Below are 16,522 nucleotides of genomic sequence, written 5' to 3' on the forward strand. Positions count from 1 at the left end.
CCTCATATGAGACTGACATTTTGTTGTAGTATTTCAATAATCTTTAGATAAGCAGGTTCGCTTGACTCAGGGGTAAGGGAATTGAATATGTGTGGCAACATATCTGGAACATGTCGAGCCGCCTCATCAAGTACAAACTGACTTTTCAGCGTAAGATAACTCAAAGCATGAATGTCGTTATCGACAATGAGTTTCGTGTTTGACGCGTGGAAGTTAATATTCATTGCACCAAGACGGTAACGTGCATATTGACGAAGCATTTCAAAATACTCTTCCGTTGGTACTACATGATAATAACTCAGAAATGCAATATCTGGCCTTGCAGCGTAAGATAAGGCAAGAGCGGTTTCTCCAAATCTCTCATATGCGTATGAAGTTATTGGCATAATACCACCCGGAACTCCGACAATTAAAATATCGGGCTTTTCCCTTTTATATGCTTCCCAAAACAAATTGTTATACAGGTAAGTTTTCTTCCAAAGCGAGGTTTCTGGCATATCCGGCAATGAATCAAAACCAAACAGCATACTGTAAGATTTCGTCCCAAACTGTGATACTTTATATCCCGATTTTATGAATGTATCTCTTAGACTTAGTTGTATATCGAATTTTTGGCAATTTTCACCGAGCCCCATTACCATAACAACTGGAATTGGTATTTCTTTTAATTTTAAATCCGATTGTGTTATTTCCGGTTCTGGTATAACGTTTGGTATGGCGGTTACAAATTCTTTTACAGACATATGTGCTAGTTTTTCGTATTCGGCATATTCTTTCTCCATATTTTTATCACATGCATTAAAAAGGACTGCATCGCACCGTTTCAGTTCATCAGAAAATATTCCGCCAAGGATAAAACCTGTTGGTGTGCCTCCGTCTATCTCGCAAACATCCTTACCTTCCCAACCGAAGCCGTGGGCTGGAATCGCTGCAATAAGCTCATACTCTTTCAGTTGGTTACGGTATCTGGCTAAAGGACACATTTCTTTTGTAAAAGGATATATAAGTAGCTTTTTCATCTTCACACCTCAATTCTCAAAGTCATATCCGGCTTCTTTCAAGAAACATATAGTTTTCAAAGTTTCTTCATATCTGGAACGGGATTTAGGGCAATTTGACAAACGCACCTTTTGGGATAGTCCCGTTAAATCATCGGAAAACGCCGCGCACAGACTACAATGATTGATTACCCAGCATTTCTTGCACTGCTCATCCGTGACTTGACCAGGATTCATAACTGTTTGCACCTTTTCAATGTCAAACCCGTTGTCAAGATCACCAATTGCCATAAGCTGTGAGTTTTCACTAACGCGCTCGCATGGGAATAATTTTCCGTCTACATTTACAAACAACCGCATTGCTCCCGCTAAGCAAGGTCCTCCAGGATGGCATATCGGACTAATGCGAGGAATTTTTTTCAGACGGCCATACTCTCTTCTTATATCCGCCTCGCGAATTCCAAACAACACGGAAACATGCTCCTTTTCCAGTTTACCAAGCTTAAAAAGAAGAAGCTTGCACAGTTCGCGGTCATAGCATAAGGAGAACGCATCACTATAGCTGGTGTGTTCTTCCGTGTACGCATCACTAACTGAGTTTGCAGTGTGATTGTAGTAGGAAAGCACATCATCAGACTTAAAAAGAGTCGGCAGACAACTGTCGTCAATTTCAGGACTTAAAACTGCGTTAAACCTGAGTTTATCACGCGATTCCGGATACTGTGATTTTATGGCTTTTATATTCTCCATGATAATATCGTAGGATCCTCGTCCGTCCGGATATTTACGGGACATATCGTGAATCTGCTTTGGCCCGTCCAAACTGATAACAATATTAAAGCCGTTGTCACTAAGATATCCGTATACGTCTGGTGTTAACAAAGTCCCATTTGTAGTCATTGAAAAAATAATATCCCTGTTTGGGGCTTGCTGTTTTATGTATTTAACACACCTCTTAATTAGTGGCAACTCCAAAAGTGGCTCTCCTCCATAAAATGAAAAAATTATAAATTGGGTATCTTCAGAATGTGACAGTGCCATATCAATAGCGCGCTTTGCAGTTTCAAAGCTCATTCTTTTTGGTGAATGGGTTCGGTTTTGATACCGACCAGAATATGCACAATAGGCACATCGAAGATTACAGCCCTGAGTAACTTGAATAATTACATTCTGTATCTTTTTTTCAAGGTGCGCGCCTATAAGATCCGTATTAGGGTTATATATGCTTTCAATAATCGCTTCTCTACAAAATCCTTTTTCTTGGAACTCGTGCAATATCGATAGATTTTCCCTCGTTTCTATTCCTTGCTCGATTTCAGATAACGCATTATGCTGATCCTCGTTAACAGAAATTATACTATTCTTATTCGCATCAAAAACATACCAATGCTTTGCTATTGAAAATGCATGGAATAAAAGTGGCATTATCTCACCTCCTAAGTATTTACTAAATTATTCTTGTCCATTTTGATGTCCTCCTCTAATTAGATTAGGTTATGAACACGAAATCAATATGCTCGTAGATCAAATCTTTGTTTTTATGGCAACATTATATTACATTTATTTCCATTATGGTTATTTTATCATCATTGGTAATTATTGTCAATTTATTTTCATATATATGATAGCGTTAATTTTCTTTCTGAAACAATAGATACAATTCACACTATTTTCACATGATATCATTGCTTTATAATAAATTCATCTACCTATTTCATCTATTATGGACATTTTGCTATAACTGGAGATAAAACTTATACAATACTTTACGGTTATTTTTGATGCTTCAGCACGCAAAAAAACTGTCGGAAACACTAAGTTTTCCGCGGTTTAAGCACTCTTTAAAAACATTAATTTACATTCTCAACTGCAATAACTTGAATATTTTACGCATGGAAGAACAAAATATAATTAATCTAGTTTTTAGCGAGGTAGATGATGGCACACAAAATATTAAATCATATATTGGCTTTTATCCAACGCTTTAACGAACATGACATAACCGGATCAGCAGCAAAAGCTACTTATTATCTGCTTTTATCTTTTTTTCCACTATGTCTTTTGCTTCTTCCTCTATTTGATGATACCCGAATACTAACCATATTCCTCCCTTCATCAGTCGCAGTGTTATTAGAAGATATCGTAAAACCGGAGCTGGCGTTTCAAACGACATCTATCGTAATAATCCTCTGGTCTGCCTCTGCTTCTATTTGGGCATTGATGACTGGAATTTACACAGCATATACCGGTGAAAAAAAACTAAAACTGATTCAGGGTAGAATTCGAGCTATATTATTAATTTTTATCCTTGTTGCAGCTCTCTTACTGTGTGTATCCGTAACTATTTTTAGCAAATCGTTAATTTACTGGATTATTGAAGATTTTGTTCACTTAAGCTATGGTCTCATGAACGGATTGCGTTTAGTAATATTAATTCTAATTATTTATTTCATAGTAATTTGTTTGTATCAATTTACCCCAAACCTTAAAGTACGTGTACGATCAATTTCAATTGGTGCAATAATAACAGCAATTGGCTGGGTTATTACTACCTGGGGTTTTGAGGTATATATGAAATTATTTAACAATTACTCTGCTCTTTACGGCAGTATTGGTGCTTTCCTCGGCCTCACTCTATGGCTTTATATTGTTAGTATTGTTTTACTTTGTGGTGCTGAAATAAATGTTATGCTGTCTGAGAGAAGAAACGAAAAAGAGGATTTGAACCAACATTTTTGACGCAAAAAATCCCCGGAATTCCCATAAATAGGGTTTTTCCGGGGATTTAGATTTTATTATAAAATTTAATTACATTCCCATTTGCTTTGCAACTTCAGCAGCAAAGTCTTCGCTCTTCTTCTCGATACCTTCACCAGTCTCAAAACGAACGAATCTCTTAATCTTAAGTGTAGCACCTAATTCTTTTGCTACGCTCTCAACATACTTAGCAACAGTTAAGTCACCGTCTTTTACGTATACCTGATCTACTAAGCAGATTTCTTTTAATTGCTTATTTAAACGACCAACTAACATCTTATCGATGATATTCTCTGGCTTATTTGCATTTGCTGGATCGTTCATAGCCTGAACTTTTAAGATTTCTTTCTCATGCTCAATGTATTCAGCAGGAACTTCAGACTGATCTACATACTTAGGATTCATAGCTGCAACCTGCATAGCTATGTTCTTCGCACATTCTTTTGCAGTAGCATTTACTTCAGAAGCTTCCATCTCTACTAAGATACCGATTCTTCCGCCGCTGTGGATGTAGGACTCTACAAATCCGTTTTCTGTAACGATCTTCTCAAATCTTCTGATATTCATGTTCTCACCGATTACAGCAATCTGAGATGCTAACTCGTCCTTTACAGTCTTAGAAGCATCAAGGCTCCAAGGCTCAGCTAAGAATGCATCAATGTCAGTTACAGTAGTTGCAGCAGCTTGAGCAGCTACATTATCAACGAATGTTCTGAATGTATCGTTCTTTGCAACGAAGTCTGTTTCGGAGTTAACTTCAACAATAGCAGCAACCTTTCCATCAGCGCTTACGTTAGTAGCACAGATACCTTCAGCTGCGATTCTTCCTGCTTTTTTCTCAGCAGCCGCAAGTCCTTTTTCTCTTAAGAACTCTACTGCCTTGTCCATATCGCCATCAGTTTCAGCCAATGCTTTTTTGCAGTCCATCATACCTGCACCGGTCATTTCTCTTAAATCTTTAACCATTCCAGCTGTAATAGCCATTTTGTTGTCCTCCATGTTCATTCTTTATTTTATTAAAACTATGATTTAGTTTACTATATCATATATTGATAACTATTGTGGTCAAATATATCCACAATAATCTATGAATTACTTAAAAATGCCTCAGCCTAACATTTGCGGTCAGACTGAAGCATTTATTCACATCATTGTATTAAATACAAACATAGGTGATTTACTTTGCAACAGCGCTTATTATGCCTCTACAGTCTCAGTTGCTTCTTCAGCTACATCTGTAGAATCTGTTAACTGTACGCCCTGGTTTGCTTCAATAACAGCGTCTGCCATCTTAGCTACGATTAATTTAACGGCTCTGATTGCATCGTCATTACCTGGGATTACATGATCAAGTTCTTCTGGATCACAGTTAGTATCAGCAATACCGATTAGCTTAACACCAAGATTATGTGCTTCTTGAATACAGATTCTTTCTTTCTTAGGGTCAACAACGAAGATTGCTTCTGGAACTTCCTTCATATCCTTGATACCACCAAGGTTCTTCTCAAGTTTCTCCCATTCCTTCTTTAATTCGATAACTTCCTTCTTAGGAAGAACTTCGAATGTACCATCGTTAGCCATTGTCTCGATCTCTTTTAATCTCTTGATTCTGGACTGGATAGTCTTGAAGTTAGTGAGCATACCACCTAACCATCTCTCGTTTACATAGTACATTCCACAACGCTCAGCTTCAGATTTAACGGAATCCTGTGCCTGCTTCTTAGTACCAACGAAAAGTACCTTTCCACCGTTTGCTACTACATCTTTGATTGCATAGTAAGCTTCGTCTACTTTACCTACAGATTTCTGTAAGTCGATGATGTAGATACCATTTCTTTCTGTGTAGATGTACTCTGCCATCTTAGGGTTCCATCTTCTTGTCTGGTGACCAAAGTGAACACCTGCTTCAAGTAATTGTTTCATTGAAATAACGCTCATGTTTTTTCCTCCATTTTGGTTTTTGCTTCCGCACAAGCTATATTCTTAGCAGACCTAATTGAATAATCAGGCACCATGCATCGAACTTGTACGTGATTTTTGCTCTAACATTATATCACGAGAAAATATATAAAGCAAGACTTTTGAAAAAAATCCTTAAAACTTTTGAATTAATATTGAAAAAAATTCCATAAAAAATGATATAAAAAGTTTTATATCTGTCTAAAAAGGAATTTCTTTCTTAATATCGTGGTTTTATTGTAATAAGGCCTGCAATATCTTCATAGCTTGCACCAACTGGTATCTCATAGCGATTGGTACGAATCTTGCCAGCATAACCATTCTTAATTAAATAACTATCAAATTCTTTTGCATCTTCAACTAAGCCTAAGGTTTTACATAAATCAGCAACATGATGAGAGAACATTCCTGATTTTATAACTAAGGTTATTGTCTCCACAGAATCATTATCCGTACTCTCTTCACTCTTTGAGGCATTACTATCAACGGATGAATTTTGATTATCAGCGGAAGAGTTTTTATCCACTGTAGAACCATTATTGTCTAAGGAAGACTCATTATCCTTCTTTGATTCATCTGAATCTAAAGAATTCTCATCGCCCTTCTTCGTATCATTGATAGCATCCAAGCTTTCCACTCCACTCCCATCGATTCCTGGGGTAATGGATGGTATATTATCCTTATCATTTGTACCATCTTGCGTGGCATTTGCCGAATGATTAGCATCTTCGTTTTTTCCATCAGGTACTATGGTTGGCGTAGGGTTTAGTCCAGATAAATCAACTGTTCTCTTCTCTTCCATACCAAGCTCTTTTGCTGCTTTTATTATTTGTTCGTCCGTCATTTGTGGTTTTCCATTACCCACAATAAAAAATACCATTGTTGAGAATAAGATGCCTACTCCTATTCCCCTCATGTAATATTTTAATTTCATCTTATCTCCATTTCTAGGCATGTATTCTATACATAAACAAGAAAAAGTACGCATTGCGAACTTTTCCTTGTCATAAATAATGATAGTAAGTTTTTATCTTATAAAATGTAATCTTTTTAAAATGCAATCTTTCCTTTTCTCTTCATTTTAATTTACATACATTAGTTTGTATACATTAGTTTGCATACAAATCTAGTACAAGTTTCACTTCCCCTTGTCCTAATCCTAACTGTTTCGATATATCACGGATGGAATATTGCTTCTTATAGAGATTAATAATTTCATCCTTGTGCTTTTTAACTAAGAGGTTAGTATCTGTCCTTTCAGACTTCTTTGCGCTCTTTTCCATATGGACAAAATCCATTGATTCTGCTTCCTCAAGAGCTTTCAGTTTCTCTTCTGCGCTCTCAAAGTGTTCCTCACTATTCGTAGTTACTGTGGTTATCTTATCCCTTTCAGCCATGAGTATTGAGAGTTTATCAAGCAATTCCTTAACATCCTTACGTACTGTTTCCATCTTTGAGAATGTTGATTTCAGTTCTTCTTCTTTCTCATTTAGCATCTGAAATAAGAAGACAACTTCACTATTGTTTATTTCTATCTTTTCAAGAACCCCTGTAGAAAACTCATTAACCGCCATAATTTTTTCATTCGATAACTGATTTAACTTATCTTCAGCATCGAAGATGCGATCGCTCATTTCTTGTTCGATTACTGCTTGCACCTGTCTTCTTATTTTATTCTTCTCTTCTTCACTTAGTTCATAATTTAAATTATCACCGAGACTAGAAGACTGTCCTTTTCCTGCTTTTGGTCGTTCGACAAGTAAGAAACTTAGAAAAATAAAAGCCAATCCGACAATCAGTAATATTATTTGTGGTGTACTCATAGTTACTTATGTTCCCCTTTATATTCTGATATCAATTCCTCTATGTGGTTCATTCTCATTCTTTCCTAGACCGTCATCCTTTTTCTTATCTTTTTTCTTTTGTTTATTTTGTTGTCCAAAAAATGAGTTGTTCCCTTTTTCTTTTGCATCATATCGATATTCCGGATTGTCACTTTTCGTTGTTGCTGTTGTTTGTTCACTTTGATGTTTAATTTCATCTTTAAACTTACCTGCAAAAGCTATTTGCTCGTTCAATGGCCTTTGATTCTCAACACTTTTTACGAATGATGCTTCTTGTGACTTTGTTGGTATCGATATCATTTCTATTGGTGTTATTGGCATATAGACACCCCCTTTAAAGAAAATGGCTTAGTATGGACCTACCTTAATATCGGCACGATCTCGTACCAAACTGCAATGAACAGTTTCATTACGAACATAATATACCACATTTGAGATTACTACCTTACATCCAGGATATATCGTATCGCTTATCCTAATACAACCACTCTCATTATCATCCATAAATGACTGAAGCTCTTCCATACGTGCAATCGCTTCCGCTTTATTTTTCTCAAGTGCATCCTTATTTACCGACATTGCTTTAATCATTAATTTCTTATCTGCTGGTAAATTTTCTCCACCTTTAAATTTCTTTAGATATAATAATAGGTTCTGAGTAAGTTGTTCCAATTCCTTATTCATATTCGGCAGCTCTTTTTCAATACGACGATACTCTTCAATTATGGTAGGATCTACTCCAACCTCAAGTAAAGTATTCGTTCCCATCGTGGAACCAGCTGTTTTGGCATGAATCATTGTACCAGAACGGATTTCACCTCCTGTGATTAACCCTTTCTTGCCACCAACAATTACATCACCTCTTGCAGAAACGCGACTGTGTAACAACGTTTCTGAAGTTAAATAGCCACCGGTACGAACCTCTGCATTCTCAATAAATTTACTGACTATATTACCCGATGCGATAAGGGTTCCTTTGTTCATCCCTTGAATGCCGCGTTTTAATATAATTTGGCCGCCTGCCTGTAATAATGCACCTTCTACTACACCATTAACAATGATATCCCCGTTGGCAATTACTTTATAACCTGTACGTACACTGCCTCTGATAGTAACATTACCATCGTATTCAATATCACCAGTAGAAGCATCAACGTCCCCTTTTATTTCATAAGAATCTGATACGTTTACTTTTTCACCAATTAATAATGCATGTCCATCTACCAAAGAGTATAAGGAACATCCATCTTCGGACAATTTTGTCTTTGATCCTGCCCTTAATATTTTATGTTCTACTCTATCCGGTTGGATTGCAGCTCCTACTACACTAATTCCTGGTCTCCCTTGGATCGCTGGCTCTAATTTTGCTAACAATCCTCCTTTGTTTACTCTACTAATGGTATCTAGCTGGTGAAAATCAACCGTACCATCTTCATTCTCTTTCGGTTTTCTTGTTAAATCTGTATTAAAAAAGTAAGTTATGATCGCATTTTTTCCTTGAACTGGTTCAGTACCACGTGCTAATACAATATCCTCTAAATAATTTCTTTCTTTTAAGAATGATTTTACATTCTCTTCAACAACCCCATATTTTACTCCTGCTTTTACGAGGTCATTAATTATTTCCGTGAAATTCATAACATTTCCATTTGGAGATGGCGGATAAAATCTTGCAACAGCCTCCATACGGTCATCTGAAATTGTTACCTTGACTCCTTCACCTTCTGGCATTCGAACAGTATTATTAAGCTTTACGATCTTAGTTTCCGTTAACCTAAGTAAAGCATCATTCACCACTACCTTGTCATAATCTATTCTACGCTTTGTTAAATACTCATCCAATTCGTTGAATAAAAAAGTTTTTCCTAATCCCTTCGCTGGAATTAACTGAAGGTAAGTGCCATCGTTATTCGATATCAGTTGAAATATTGCATTATCATTCGCCATTTAAATACTCTCCCTATACATTCATACTCTACAAGTTTCTTCATTTTCTTGCAGGCAATGCTGTCTCAAGAGTTTCTTCACTTACTGCCCCATAAATATATTTAAGTTATTACCTAACTTTTGTCTCATCTTTTGTAATGCCTTAGTATGCAGCTGTGATATTCTAGATTCAGACACTTCCAGTACTGCACTGATTTCTTTTAATGTTAAGTCCTCATAATAATAAAGGACAATAACTTTCTTTTCTTTTTCTGTCAGATACTCTAATGCCTTCACTAACATTGCTTTTAATTCTTGCTTTTCCATTACCTTCTCTGGTTGAGCATAATCTTCACTGGCAATACTTTCTACCTTAACTTCCCCTTGTTCCATATATTCATCTAAGGATACTAGGTTCGATATCTTCGTTTGATTCTGCCAAGTTTCTAGCTCTTCTGTAGTAATTTCAAGCTCTTTTGCCACTTCTTCATCCGTTGCTTGTCGGCCATACATAGTTTCCAATTTCTGATATGCCGCATCTAACCGTTTTTGTTTCTGTCTTAATGTTCTTGGAATCCAATCCATCTTACGGATTTGATCTAAGATTGCTCCACGGATACGAAGAGATGCATAAGTTTCGAATTTGGCTCCCTTTTCACAGTCAAATTTATCTATAGCATCGATTAAACCGAAGGTTCCATAACCAACCAAATCGTCATATTCCACATTATATCCTAAATAAATGCTGAGTCTTCCTGCTACAATCTTTACTAGATTCGCATACTCAATTATGATTTTTTCTCTGATGTCAGGAGTTCTCTTCTTACCGTATTCACCCCATAATTTTTGCTTTGTTTCAGCACTCATAGGCTATCTCTCCCCTGTATTAATTAACCTTCTATTGTAATGTAACTACTGTTTCGTCATTTACTTCTTCTATCGACGCTTCCGTTATTCCATCTTCAGATACTGCTTCTTCTTCTGCTGCTGCCTTAGCGGCCTTCATTTTAATTCGTTCCTGTTCGATATATGCGTCATTAGCAACCTTATTTGTTTTCAAAATGATTTTGCCTACAATTAATCCAATCACGTAAAAAACAATGAGTACACACAATACAATTCCCAGTGTTGAAATCAAATTATATCGATTCACAATACAGGTAATGCTTGCGATGACTCCTGCACATAACGTAACAATCGCAGGTATGTTCTTATTCTTCATAACAACTCCCATCTGTGTGCTCTAGCACGCATAATTGATAGCTTTATAAAAATTAGATTTTTTTTTGAGGCTTCCCAACAGACTTAATTAGTAATTCACTGGATTCTGGATTAAATTCAATGGTTCTACCGTAATTTAGACCGGTATCTTGAGCAAGAATTGGAATCCTTAATGAATTTAATTTTTCTTTTGTAGCTTCTACATTGCGCTCACCAACTCGAAGCATATCATTGTTACTACTAAAAGCAAACATCTGTGCTCCGCCGGCAATTTTCGCAACCAATGAAGAACGAGTAGCTCCAAGTACTAACAGACGTCGTACTAATTCATCAATACCGGTATCTGCAAATTTTGCTATGTTCTCATTGTTTTTTATTTTGGTACTATCAGGCAACATAACATGTACCATACCAGATACTTTTTTCCCTGGATCATATAATACAATTCCAACACAAGATCCAAGACCTAACGTCGTTATACTATCTGGAGGTTTACAAACATTCATGTCTGCCATACCAACTTTTATCATTTCCCCCATATTACACCTACATTCCTAATGAAGTTAAGATTGCGTTATAGGAATCCAGTGTTGGTATTAAAACAAAATATCCGTTAACTTCTAGATCCTTATCACCAAACTCAGTTTCAATTAATAGTGCCTTATCACTTATCTTTCCAAACTCGATTGCCGGTACACTAAGAATTGCTCCTGCCATATCGATTGCTAAATATGGTATGCTAGAGGTTATGGTCATGTTCGTTAAGGTAGATAGCGAAGATAGATATGCTCCAGCAATGATATTTCCAATCTCTTGTAATGCTGATAACTCTAGCTCTGTAAATTCATCTGAAACTTCACACATTCCTTGCATTAACAAGCGTACAATTGCTCTTGCTGGCTCTTGCTCAAGAATGAACATTATCATTCCATCAATATCACCGTCTAGCGTTAGGAGGATACCAACTACTACGTTCTCCGCACCTCCTATGACATCCGATAAATCCTTAAACTCTAGAAGCTCTATCTTTGGAACTTTCATATCTACCTTCGCATTTAGCAGTTTGGATAATGCCGTTGTTGCATTACCAGCACCGATATTACCAATCTCTTTTAATACGTCAAACTGCATAGAATTTATAGTGTTAAAATCTTTATCAGACATAGGTACCTCAATTCCGGCGCATAACGCCTTTCTATAACGTGAGCAGTTTGTGCTAACGCACAAATTGCTCAACTTTTGTTATTTCACATCTGTTTCTCTTTCAATAATAACTGATGATAGATTTAATAATGAAATTAATCCATCTCCATGTTTCCCTACTCCTGCGAGATAAGACGCTTTTTCATCATTTGCACTGCTTGCAATCTTATCCACATTTTCATCATCAATGGTCACTACTTCTTTTACTTCATCAATAATAATTCCAATTGCTGACTGAGGTTCTAACTTGATGATCAAAATACGAGTAGCATTGGTTATTTCATCTGGTTCTAAGCCAAATTTTAATCGAAGGCTCATCACTGGGATAATTTCGCCTCGAATATTGATAACACCTTTAAAATACGGCTGCGCCTTTGGTACTCTCGTAATACGCTGCATTCTTACGATATTATCTACATATTGTATATTAATACCAAACTGTTCATTTCCTAGGGTAACAACAATGTATTGTTTTGAATCATTCCCTGTCACTTTGTTCGTTTCCATACTGCGTCCCCCCTATACCAAAGAATTTACATCAAGAATTAATGCGATTTCACCATCACCTAAGATGGTTGCACCACTTATCATCTTGCTGTTATTGATATATTTTCCGATTGATTTGATTACAATCTCAAGCTGCCCAATTAAGTTATCTACGACAAGTCCTGCAAGTTTGTCACCCTTCTTAACGATAACAACTGTTAAATCCTCAGTTTCCTTAAGGTTTTCTGTCACATCAAGAATCTTATTTAGACGTATTAATGGAATTACATTACCACGTAGGTGAATTACTTCTTTGGACTGTACGTACTTGATTTCCTTCGTTGCTACATTTTCAATTGTTTCAATGCTACCAAGTGGAATCGCATATTTCTCTGTTCCTAGTTCTACCATCAATGCCTGAATGATTGCAAGAGTTAGAGGTAGGCGAATAATGAAGTTACTTCCTTTCGAAAGAGTTGTCTTGGTTTCAATATTTCCACCTAACGTCTCAATCTTTGTTTTTACAACATCAAGACCTACACCTCGACCAGATACATCAGAGATAACTTCAGCAGTTGAAAAACTTGGACGGAATAACAAATCAATAATTTCTTTGTCTGTCATCGCAGCTGCTTGTTCTTCGGTTATCGTACCCTTATCGATGGCTTTATTTTTAATCTTTTCTACATTAATTCCAGAACCGTCATCCCTGACTTCTATTACAACATTATTACCTTCCTGATAAGCATCTAAGAAGATGGAACCAATCTCAGGTTTCCCAAGACTCATTCTCTCTTCATTACTTTCAAGTCCATGATCTGCTGCATTACGGAGAAGATGCATTAATGGATCACCGATTTCATCAATTACTGTACGATCTAATTCTGTATCTTCACCTGTCATGTATAATTCCATTTTCTTATCAAGTTTTTTGGATAAGTCACGGATCATACGTGGGAATCGATTCACTACACTTTCAATCGGTACCATTCGAACCTTCATTACGGATTGATGTAGATTCGTTGTAATTCTTTCTAAGTACTCAATCTGCTCATTAAAACCGCCCATTGCATCTGACTTCGTTTCCGTGCCATTCATAGAAACCAAACCATTTTTCGCAATAATAAGCTCACTCACAAGGTTCATTAAATCATCTAACTTTTCAATATCAACACGAACAGAACGGTTCACAACTGGTTTTGCAGCTTCTTTTTGTTTTGCAGTAGCTGCTGCACTCTTAGCATTATAGGAATTCTTTGATAAGGATTTTTGCTCTTGCTTTGACTCTAATTCATGTAATGTTTCCTCTTTGTGTTCACTCTTTGGAACTATAATTTCTGAGATATCAACACCATTGATTTCAGAAACATTAGAAACAACTTTCTCTACCTTACTCATAGATTCTTTTGTTAATAAGACAACAGAAAAATCTAGATCAAAGCGTTCATCTTCAATATCTTGAACTTCTGGCTTACTCTTAATGATGTCACCTAGTTCTTCTAATGCTTTGAATACTAAAAACGCTCTTGCTGCTTTTAAGATACAGGACTCTTGTATGTATATTGTTAAAGAATACGCATGTCCACCCTCTTCTAACATCTTTTCAACAGCACGTAATTCATGATCTGCAAGAGCAATATCAGCTTGTACTGATTCTTTTAAGTTTGAAACTTCAGCTGCACTTACTACTGATTTATGAGTCTCTTCTTTACTCTCAGTAGCATCTTGTGCAAAAGCTTTTACACCTTCCTCAAGAATACGATTTAAGCTTTTAATGATGTCCTCATTGTCTTCGGTACCTTCATCAGCAGAAGTAATAATACGGTCTAGATAAGATTCTAGTGCATCCAAACCTTTGAATAATACATCCACCAGTTCAGCCTTTACTTTCATTTTACCTGTACGAATTTCAGAAAATACATTTTCCATATCATGAGTAAGTCTTTGCATTCTCTTATAGCCCATTGTTCCAGCCATTCCTTTTAAGGAATGTGCAGAACGGAATATCTCATTTATCGTATCTTCATTCTCAGGTTCTTTTTCAAGAATCAACAATTGTTCATTTAAACTTTGAAGATGTTCCTTTGTTTCATCGATGAAAATCTCTAAATATTGACTTACATCCATCTCATTGCACCCCCACATTCTTCGTTATAGCATCTGCAACCATTTCCAGTGGTACAACTTCATCCACAAGTCCTGACTCGTAGATAACTTTTGGCATACCATAAACAGTACTAGTCGCTTCGTCTTGTGCTATTACGTAAATATTATTTTTCTCAGTCAGTTTCTTAATCCCCTGCGTTCCATCTCCACCCATACCGGTGAGAATTACACAAGTAATATCTTCATAATCTGTATCTACCAAGGATTCATACATGATATCTGCACATGGTTTTAAACCGTTCCGTGCTGCTTCCGTGGTTACAGACAAGGTATAGCCATCTCTTGACTTTACTATCCTTAACTGTGATCCACCTTTTGCTACATATACATATCCTTTTTGGATTAATTCACCATGTTCTGCTTCTTTTACTGTAAGAGCACATAGCTCATTCAATCGAGAAGCCAAGGAATTGGTAAATCCTTCAGGCATATGTTGTACAATAACAATCGGCGCATCTAAATTTGCCGGAAGTTTTGGGATTACTTGATGGAGCGCTTTCGGTCCACCGGTAGAACAAGCCAAAGCAACTATTTTCTTTGCGCTATTTAAAACCCTGACATGGCTTTTTCGTTCTATGAAAGCCTTTGGCTTAGTTATCCGATCATGAGTTTGCGTATTTAATGTCGTTAATACAGTTCTCGTCTTATCCGCTACTTTAAATTCAGTTGGCGGTACCAGCTCTGTTGCAAAGGTAAGGGCTGTTAGTATTTTTTCTTTAAACGCACCATCTTTTGCCTCTATGTAACTTTCTGGTTTTGTTACGAAATCAAATGCTCCAAGCTCAAGGCAACGAATAGTCTCTTTAGCTCCCTCTTTTGCTAGTGTACTAACCATTATGATTTTTAACTTTAACCGCATTTTATTTAGCTGTTCCAACAATTGAATACCATTCATCTTAGGCATATTAATGTCAAGTAGAATTGCATCGTATTTCGTCGGATTTAAAGTAATGAGGTCAAAGCCTTCCAAACCATTTGTTGCAACATCACTTATGCTGAATCTCTTGTCACTTCTAATTATATCAGATATGAGCCTTCTCATAAGTGCAGAGTCATCAATCACCAAAATATTTTTTATCATATCGTACTCCATTCTATTGATAGGCTAGTTTGCACTATAATTTTCCCTGTTCCATTGTAAATGAACTATCAAGTATATCGTCTATAAATTAACTTAAATCTAATTGACGATACACTAGTTTAACCTATTTTCTTTGTTTCGGCGTTTACGTTCTTCTTCGAAGATATAACGTACGATAGCCTCTCTCTCGTCATTCTTAATATTTAAGAAAACAATACGTTTTGCATATATATTTGGAAGATTTTTTGCTTCTGAACAACTAATGACTTTAGCAAAGATAAGAAATTTCTTAGGACCACTTTCCAATGTAAATTTTACTTGTATTATATCATCCTTATTACAAACCTCTTTGGAGTTAAATTTCAAACCACCACCGCTTAAGTCCACCATAAAACCATCTTGCCAAATTTGTGTCTTATTTGTCTGAAGCTTTTCCATGATTTCTTGTATATTTGATTTATTAATGAAGCTGTTTTGCAGCTTTTTTATTTCATCCCATTCATCTTCCGCTAAAACGCGAAAAGACATATCTTGCACTATATCAAGGCGAAAAAATTGCCTTCTTTGCTGCTTTTCTAAATCTGATATAATCTGAATCTGTGCAGCATAAGCGCTCTGAATACGAAATCTTTTTATTACTTTCGCCTTACATTGGTAAAAGCCATTCTTATTATATATGTAAATAAGATAGTATTCTCCGATTTCCAAAGGGATTAACCTACTATTTTCGATTGGGATAGCAATAGATGCATAATCAGCCTCATTTAACTCATATACCACACTTACATGGCGTTTTGATTCATTTATTATATTACCTTGATTGTTGATTTTAACTAATTCTATCTTATCACCAACTGAAGCTATATCTTTAAACATTCTCT

The 16,522-nt window shown here is 36.2% G+C and carries 17 protein-coding genes; 1 reads left to right on the forward strand and 16 read right to left on the reverse strand.

Annotated elements, in window-relative coordinates; translation table 11 throughout:
* Window positions 1-2: 2 nt before the first annotated feature.
* Both CPHY_RS20890 and ccpM read right to left on the reverse strand, forming a co-directional pair.
* Window positions 3-1,019, reverse strand: coding sequence for a TIGR04066 family peptide maturation system protein (locus CPHY_RS20890; RefSeq protein WP_012200689.1), 1,017 nt, complete (start codon window positions 1,017-1,019; stop codon window positions 3-5).
* A 9-nt stretch (window positions 1,020-1,028) separates the two neighbouring features.
* Window positions 1,029-2,423 carry a Cys-rich peptide radical SAM maturase CcpM gene (gene ccpM, locus CPHY_RS13820; RefSeq protein WP_012200690.1) on the reverse strand — a complete coding sequence of 465 codons (1,395 nt, stop codon included), beginning with the start codon at window positions 2,421-2,423 and terminating at the stop codon, window positions 1,029-1,031.
* 513 nt (window positions 2,424-2,936) lie between these two features.
* Between ccpM and CPHY_RS13825 the strand changes: the two genes are divergently transcribed.
* A complete protein-coding gene (locus CPHY_RS13825; protein WP_012200691.1) occupies window positions 2,937-3,737 on the forward strand; it encodes a YihY/virulence factor BrkB family protein in 801 nt (266 codons plus the stop codon).
* A gap of 69 nt (window positions 3,738-3,806) precedes the next feature.
* Here the strand turns inward: CPHY_RS13825 and tsf are convergent, their stop codons facing one another.
* The 14 genes from tsf to CPHY_RS13895 all read right to left on the reverse strand — a co-directional run bounded on the left by tsf (window position 3,807) and on the right by CPHY_RS13895 (window position 16,517).
* Window positions 3,807-4,739 (reverse strand): translation elongation factor Ts, encoded by a 933-nt coding sequence (gene tsf / locus CPHY_RS13830; protein WP_012200692.1) that lies wholly within the window; start codon window positions 4,737-4,739, stop codon window positions 3,807-3,809.
* Window positions 4,740-4,952: 213 nt separating this feature from the next.
* Window positions 4,953-5,693 (reverse strand): 30S ribosomal protein S2, encoded by a 741-nt coding sequence (rpsB, locus tag CPHY_RS13835; protein ID WP_012200693.1) that lies wholly within the window; start codon window positions 5,691-5,693, stop codon window positions 4,953-4,955.
* Window positions 5,694-5,934: 241 nt separating this feature from the next.
* Window positions 5,935-6,648 carry a hypothetical protein gene (locus tag CPHY_RS13840; protein WP_157668725.1) on the reverse strand — a complete coding sequence of 238 codons (714 nt, stop codon included), beginning with the start codon at window positions 6,646-6,648 and terminating at the stop codon, window positions 5,935-5,937.
* Between the two features lie 175 nt (window positions 6,649-6,823).
* On the reverse strand, window positions 6,824-7,537 hold the full coding sequence (locus CPHY_RS13845) for a DUF6115 domain-containing protein (RefSeq protein WP_012200695.1): 714 nt from the start codon (window positions 7,535-7,537) through the stop codon (window positions 6,824-6,826).
* 18 nt (window positions 7,538-7,555) lie between these two features.
* Window positions 7,556-7,879 carry a hypothetical protein gene (locus CPHY_RS13850; protein WP_012200696.1) on the reverse strand — a complete coding sequence of 108 codons (324 nt, stop codon included), beginning with the start codon at window positions 7,877-7,879 and terminating at the stop codon, window positions 7,556-7,558.
* A 27-nt stretch (window positions 7,880-7,906) separates the two neighbouring features.
* On the reverse strand, window positions 7,907-9,505 hold the full coding sequence (locus tag CPHY_RS13855) for a DUF342 domain-containing protein (RefSeq protein ID WP_012200697.1): 1,599 nt from the start codon (window positions 9,503-9,505) through the stop codon (window positions 7,907-7,909).
* 81 nt (window positions 9,506-9,586) lie between these two features.
* Complete coding sequence (locus CPHY_RS13860; protein ID WP_012200698.1) at window positions 9,587-10,351, reverse strand: FliA/WhiG family RNA polymerase sigma factor; 765 nt, start codon at window positions 10,349-10,351, stop codon at window positions 9,587-9,589.
* 31 nt (window positions 10,352-10,382) lie between these two features.
* The gene (locus tag CPHY_RS13865; protein ID WP_012200699.1) at window positions 10,383-10,706 is read right to left on the reverse strand and encodes a hypothetical protein; all 324 of its coding nucleotides are present in this window, start codon (window positions 10,704-10,706) and stop codon (window positions 10,383-10,385) included.
* Window positions 10,707-10,758: 52 nt separating this feature from the next.
* Complete coding sequence (locus CPHY_RS13870; protein WP_012200700.1) at window positions 10,759-11,244, reverse strand: chemotaxis protein CheD; 486 nt, start codon at window positions 11,242-11,244, stop codon at window positions 10,759-10,761.
* Window positions 11,245-11,251: 7 nt separating this feature from the next.
* On the reverse strand, window positions 11,252-11,869 hold the full coding sequence (locus tag CPHY_RS13875) for a chemotaxis protein CheC (RefSeq protein WP_012200701.1): 618 nt from the start codon (window positions 11,867-11,869) through the stop codon (window positions 11,252-11,254).
* 78 nt (window positions 11,870-11,947) lie between these two features.
* On the reverse strand, window positions 11,948-12,415 hold the full coding sequence (locus tag CPHY_RS13880) for a chemotaxis protein CheW (protein ID WP_012200702.1): 468 nt from the start codon (window positions 12,413-12,415) through the stop codon (window positions 11,948-11,950).
* 12 nt (window positions 12,416-12,427) lie between these two features.
* A complete protein-coding gene (locus CPHY_RS13885) occupies window positions 12,428-14,521 on the reverse strand; it encodes a chemotaxis protein CheA (protein WP_012200703.1) in 2,094 nt (697 codons plus the stop codon).
* A 1-nt stretch (window position 14,522) separates the two neighbouring features.
* Window positions 14,523-15,641 carry a chemotaxis-specific protein-glutamate methyltransferase CheB gene (cheB, locus tag CPHY_RS13890; protein ID WP_012200704.1) on the reverse strand — a complete coding sequence of 373 codons (1,119 nt, stop codon included), beginning with the start codon at window positions 15,639-15,641 and terminating at the stop codon, window positions 14,523-14,525.
* A 114-nt stretch (window positions 15,642-15,755) separates the two neighbouring features.
* Complete coding sequence (locus CPHY_RS13895) at window positions 15,756-16,517, reverse strand: flagellar brake protein (RefSeq protein ID WP_012200705.1); 762 nt, start codon at window positions 16,515-16,517, stop codon at window positions 15,756-15,758.
* Window positions 16,518-16,522: the final 5 nt, after the last annotated feature.

This window comes from Lachnoclostridium phytofermentans ISDg (assembly GCF_000018685.1).
Classification (GTDB): Bacteria; Bacillota; Clostridia; order Lachnospirales; family Lachnospiraceae; genus Lachnoclostridium; species Lachnoclostridium phytofermentans.

Bases quoted from the DNA above. Each gene is read 5' to 3' on its own strand.
- rpsB (WP_012200693.1), bottom strand. From the start codon at position 5,693: ATGAGCGTTATTTCAATGAAACAATTACTTGAAGCAGGTGTTCACTTT.
- CPHY_RS13855 (WP_012200697.1), bottom strand. From the start codon at position 9,505: ATGGCGAATGATAATGCAATATTTCAACTGATATCGAATAACGATGGC.
- CPHY_RS20890 (WP_012200689.1), bottom strand. From the start codon at position 1,019: ATGAAAAAGCTACTTATATATCCTTTTACAAAAGAAATGTGTCCTTTA.
- CPHY_RS13845 (WP_012200695.1), bottom strand. From the start codon at position 7,537: ATGAGTACACCACAAATAATATTACTGATTGTCGGATTGGCTTTTATT.
- CPHY_RS13840 (WP_157668725.1), bottom strand. From the start codon at position 6,648: ATGAAATTAAAATATTACATGAGGGGAATAGGAGTAGGCATCTTATTC.
- CPHY_RS13825 (WP_012200691.1), top strand. From the start codon at position 2,937: ATGGCACACAAAATATTAAATCATATATTGGCTTTTATCCAACGCTTT.
- CPHY_RS13850 (WP_012200696.1), bottom strand. From the start codon at position 7,879: ATGCCAATAACACCAATAGAAATGATATCGATACCAACAAAGTCACAA.
- CPHY_RS13860 (WP_012200698.1), bottom strand. From the start codon at position 10,351: ATGAGTGCTGAAACAAAGCAAAAATTATGGGGTGAATACGGTAAGAAG.
- CPHY_RS13880 (WP_012200702.1), bottom strand. From the start codon at position 12,415: ATGGAAACGAACAAAGTGACAGGGAATGATTCAAAACAATACATTGTT.
- ccpM (WP_012200690.1), bottom strand. From the start codon at position 2,423: ATGCCACTTTTATTCCATGCATTTTCAATAGCAAAGCATTGGTATGTT.
- tsf (WP_012200692.1), bottom strand. From the start codon at position 4,739: ATGGCTATTACAGCTGGAATGGTTAAAGATTTAAGAGAAATGACCGGT.
- CPHY_RS13875 (WP_012200701.1), bottom strand. From the start codon at position 11,869: ATGTCTGATAAAGATTTTAACACTATAAATTCTATGCAGTTTGACGTA.
- CPHY_RS13870 (WP_012200700.1), bottom strand. From the start codon at position 11,244: ATGGGGGAAATGATAAAAGTTGGTATGGCAGACATGAATGTTTGTAAA.
- CPHY_RS13885 (WP_012200703.1), bottom strand. From the start codon at position 14,521: ATGGATGTAAGTCAATATTTAGAGATTTTCATCGATGAAACAAAGGAA.
- CPHY_RS13865 (WP_012200699.1), bottom strand. From the start codon at position 10,706: ATGAAGAATAAGAACATACCTGCGATTGTTACGTTATGTGCAGGAGTC.
- cheB (WP_012200704.1), bottom strand. From the start codon at position 15,641: ATGATAAAAAATATTTTGGTGATTGATGACTCTGCACTTATGAGAAGG.
- CPHY_RS13895 (WP_012200705.1), bottom strand. From the start codon at position 16,517: ATGTTTAAAGATATAGCTTCAGTTGGTGATAAGATAGAATTAGTTAAA.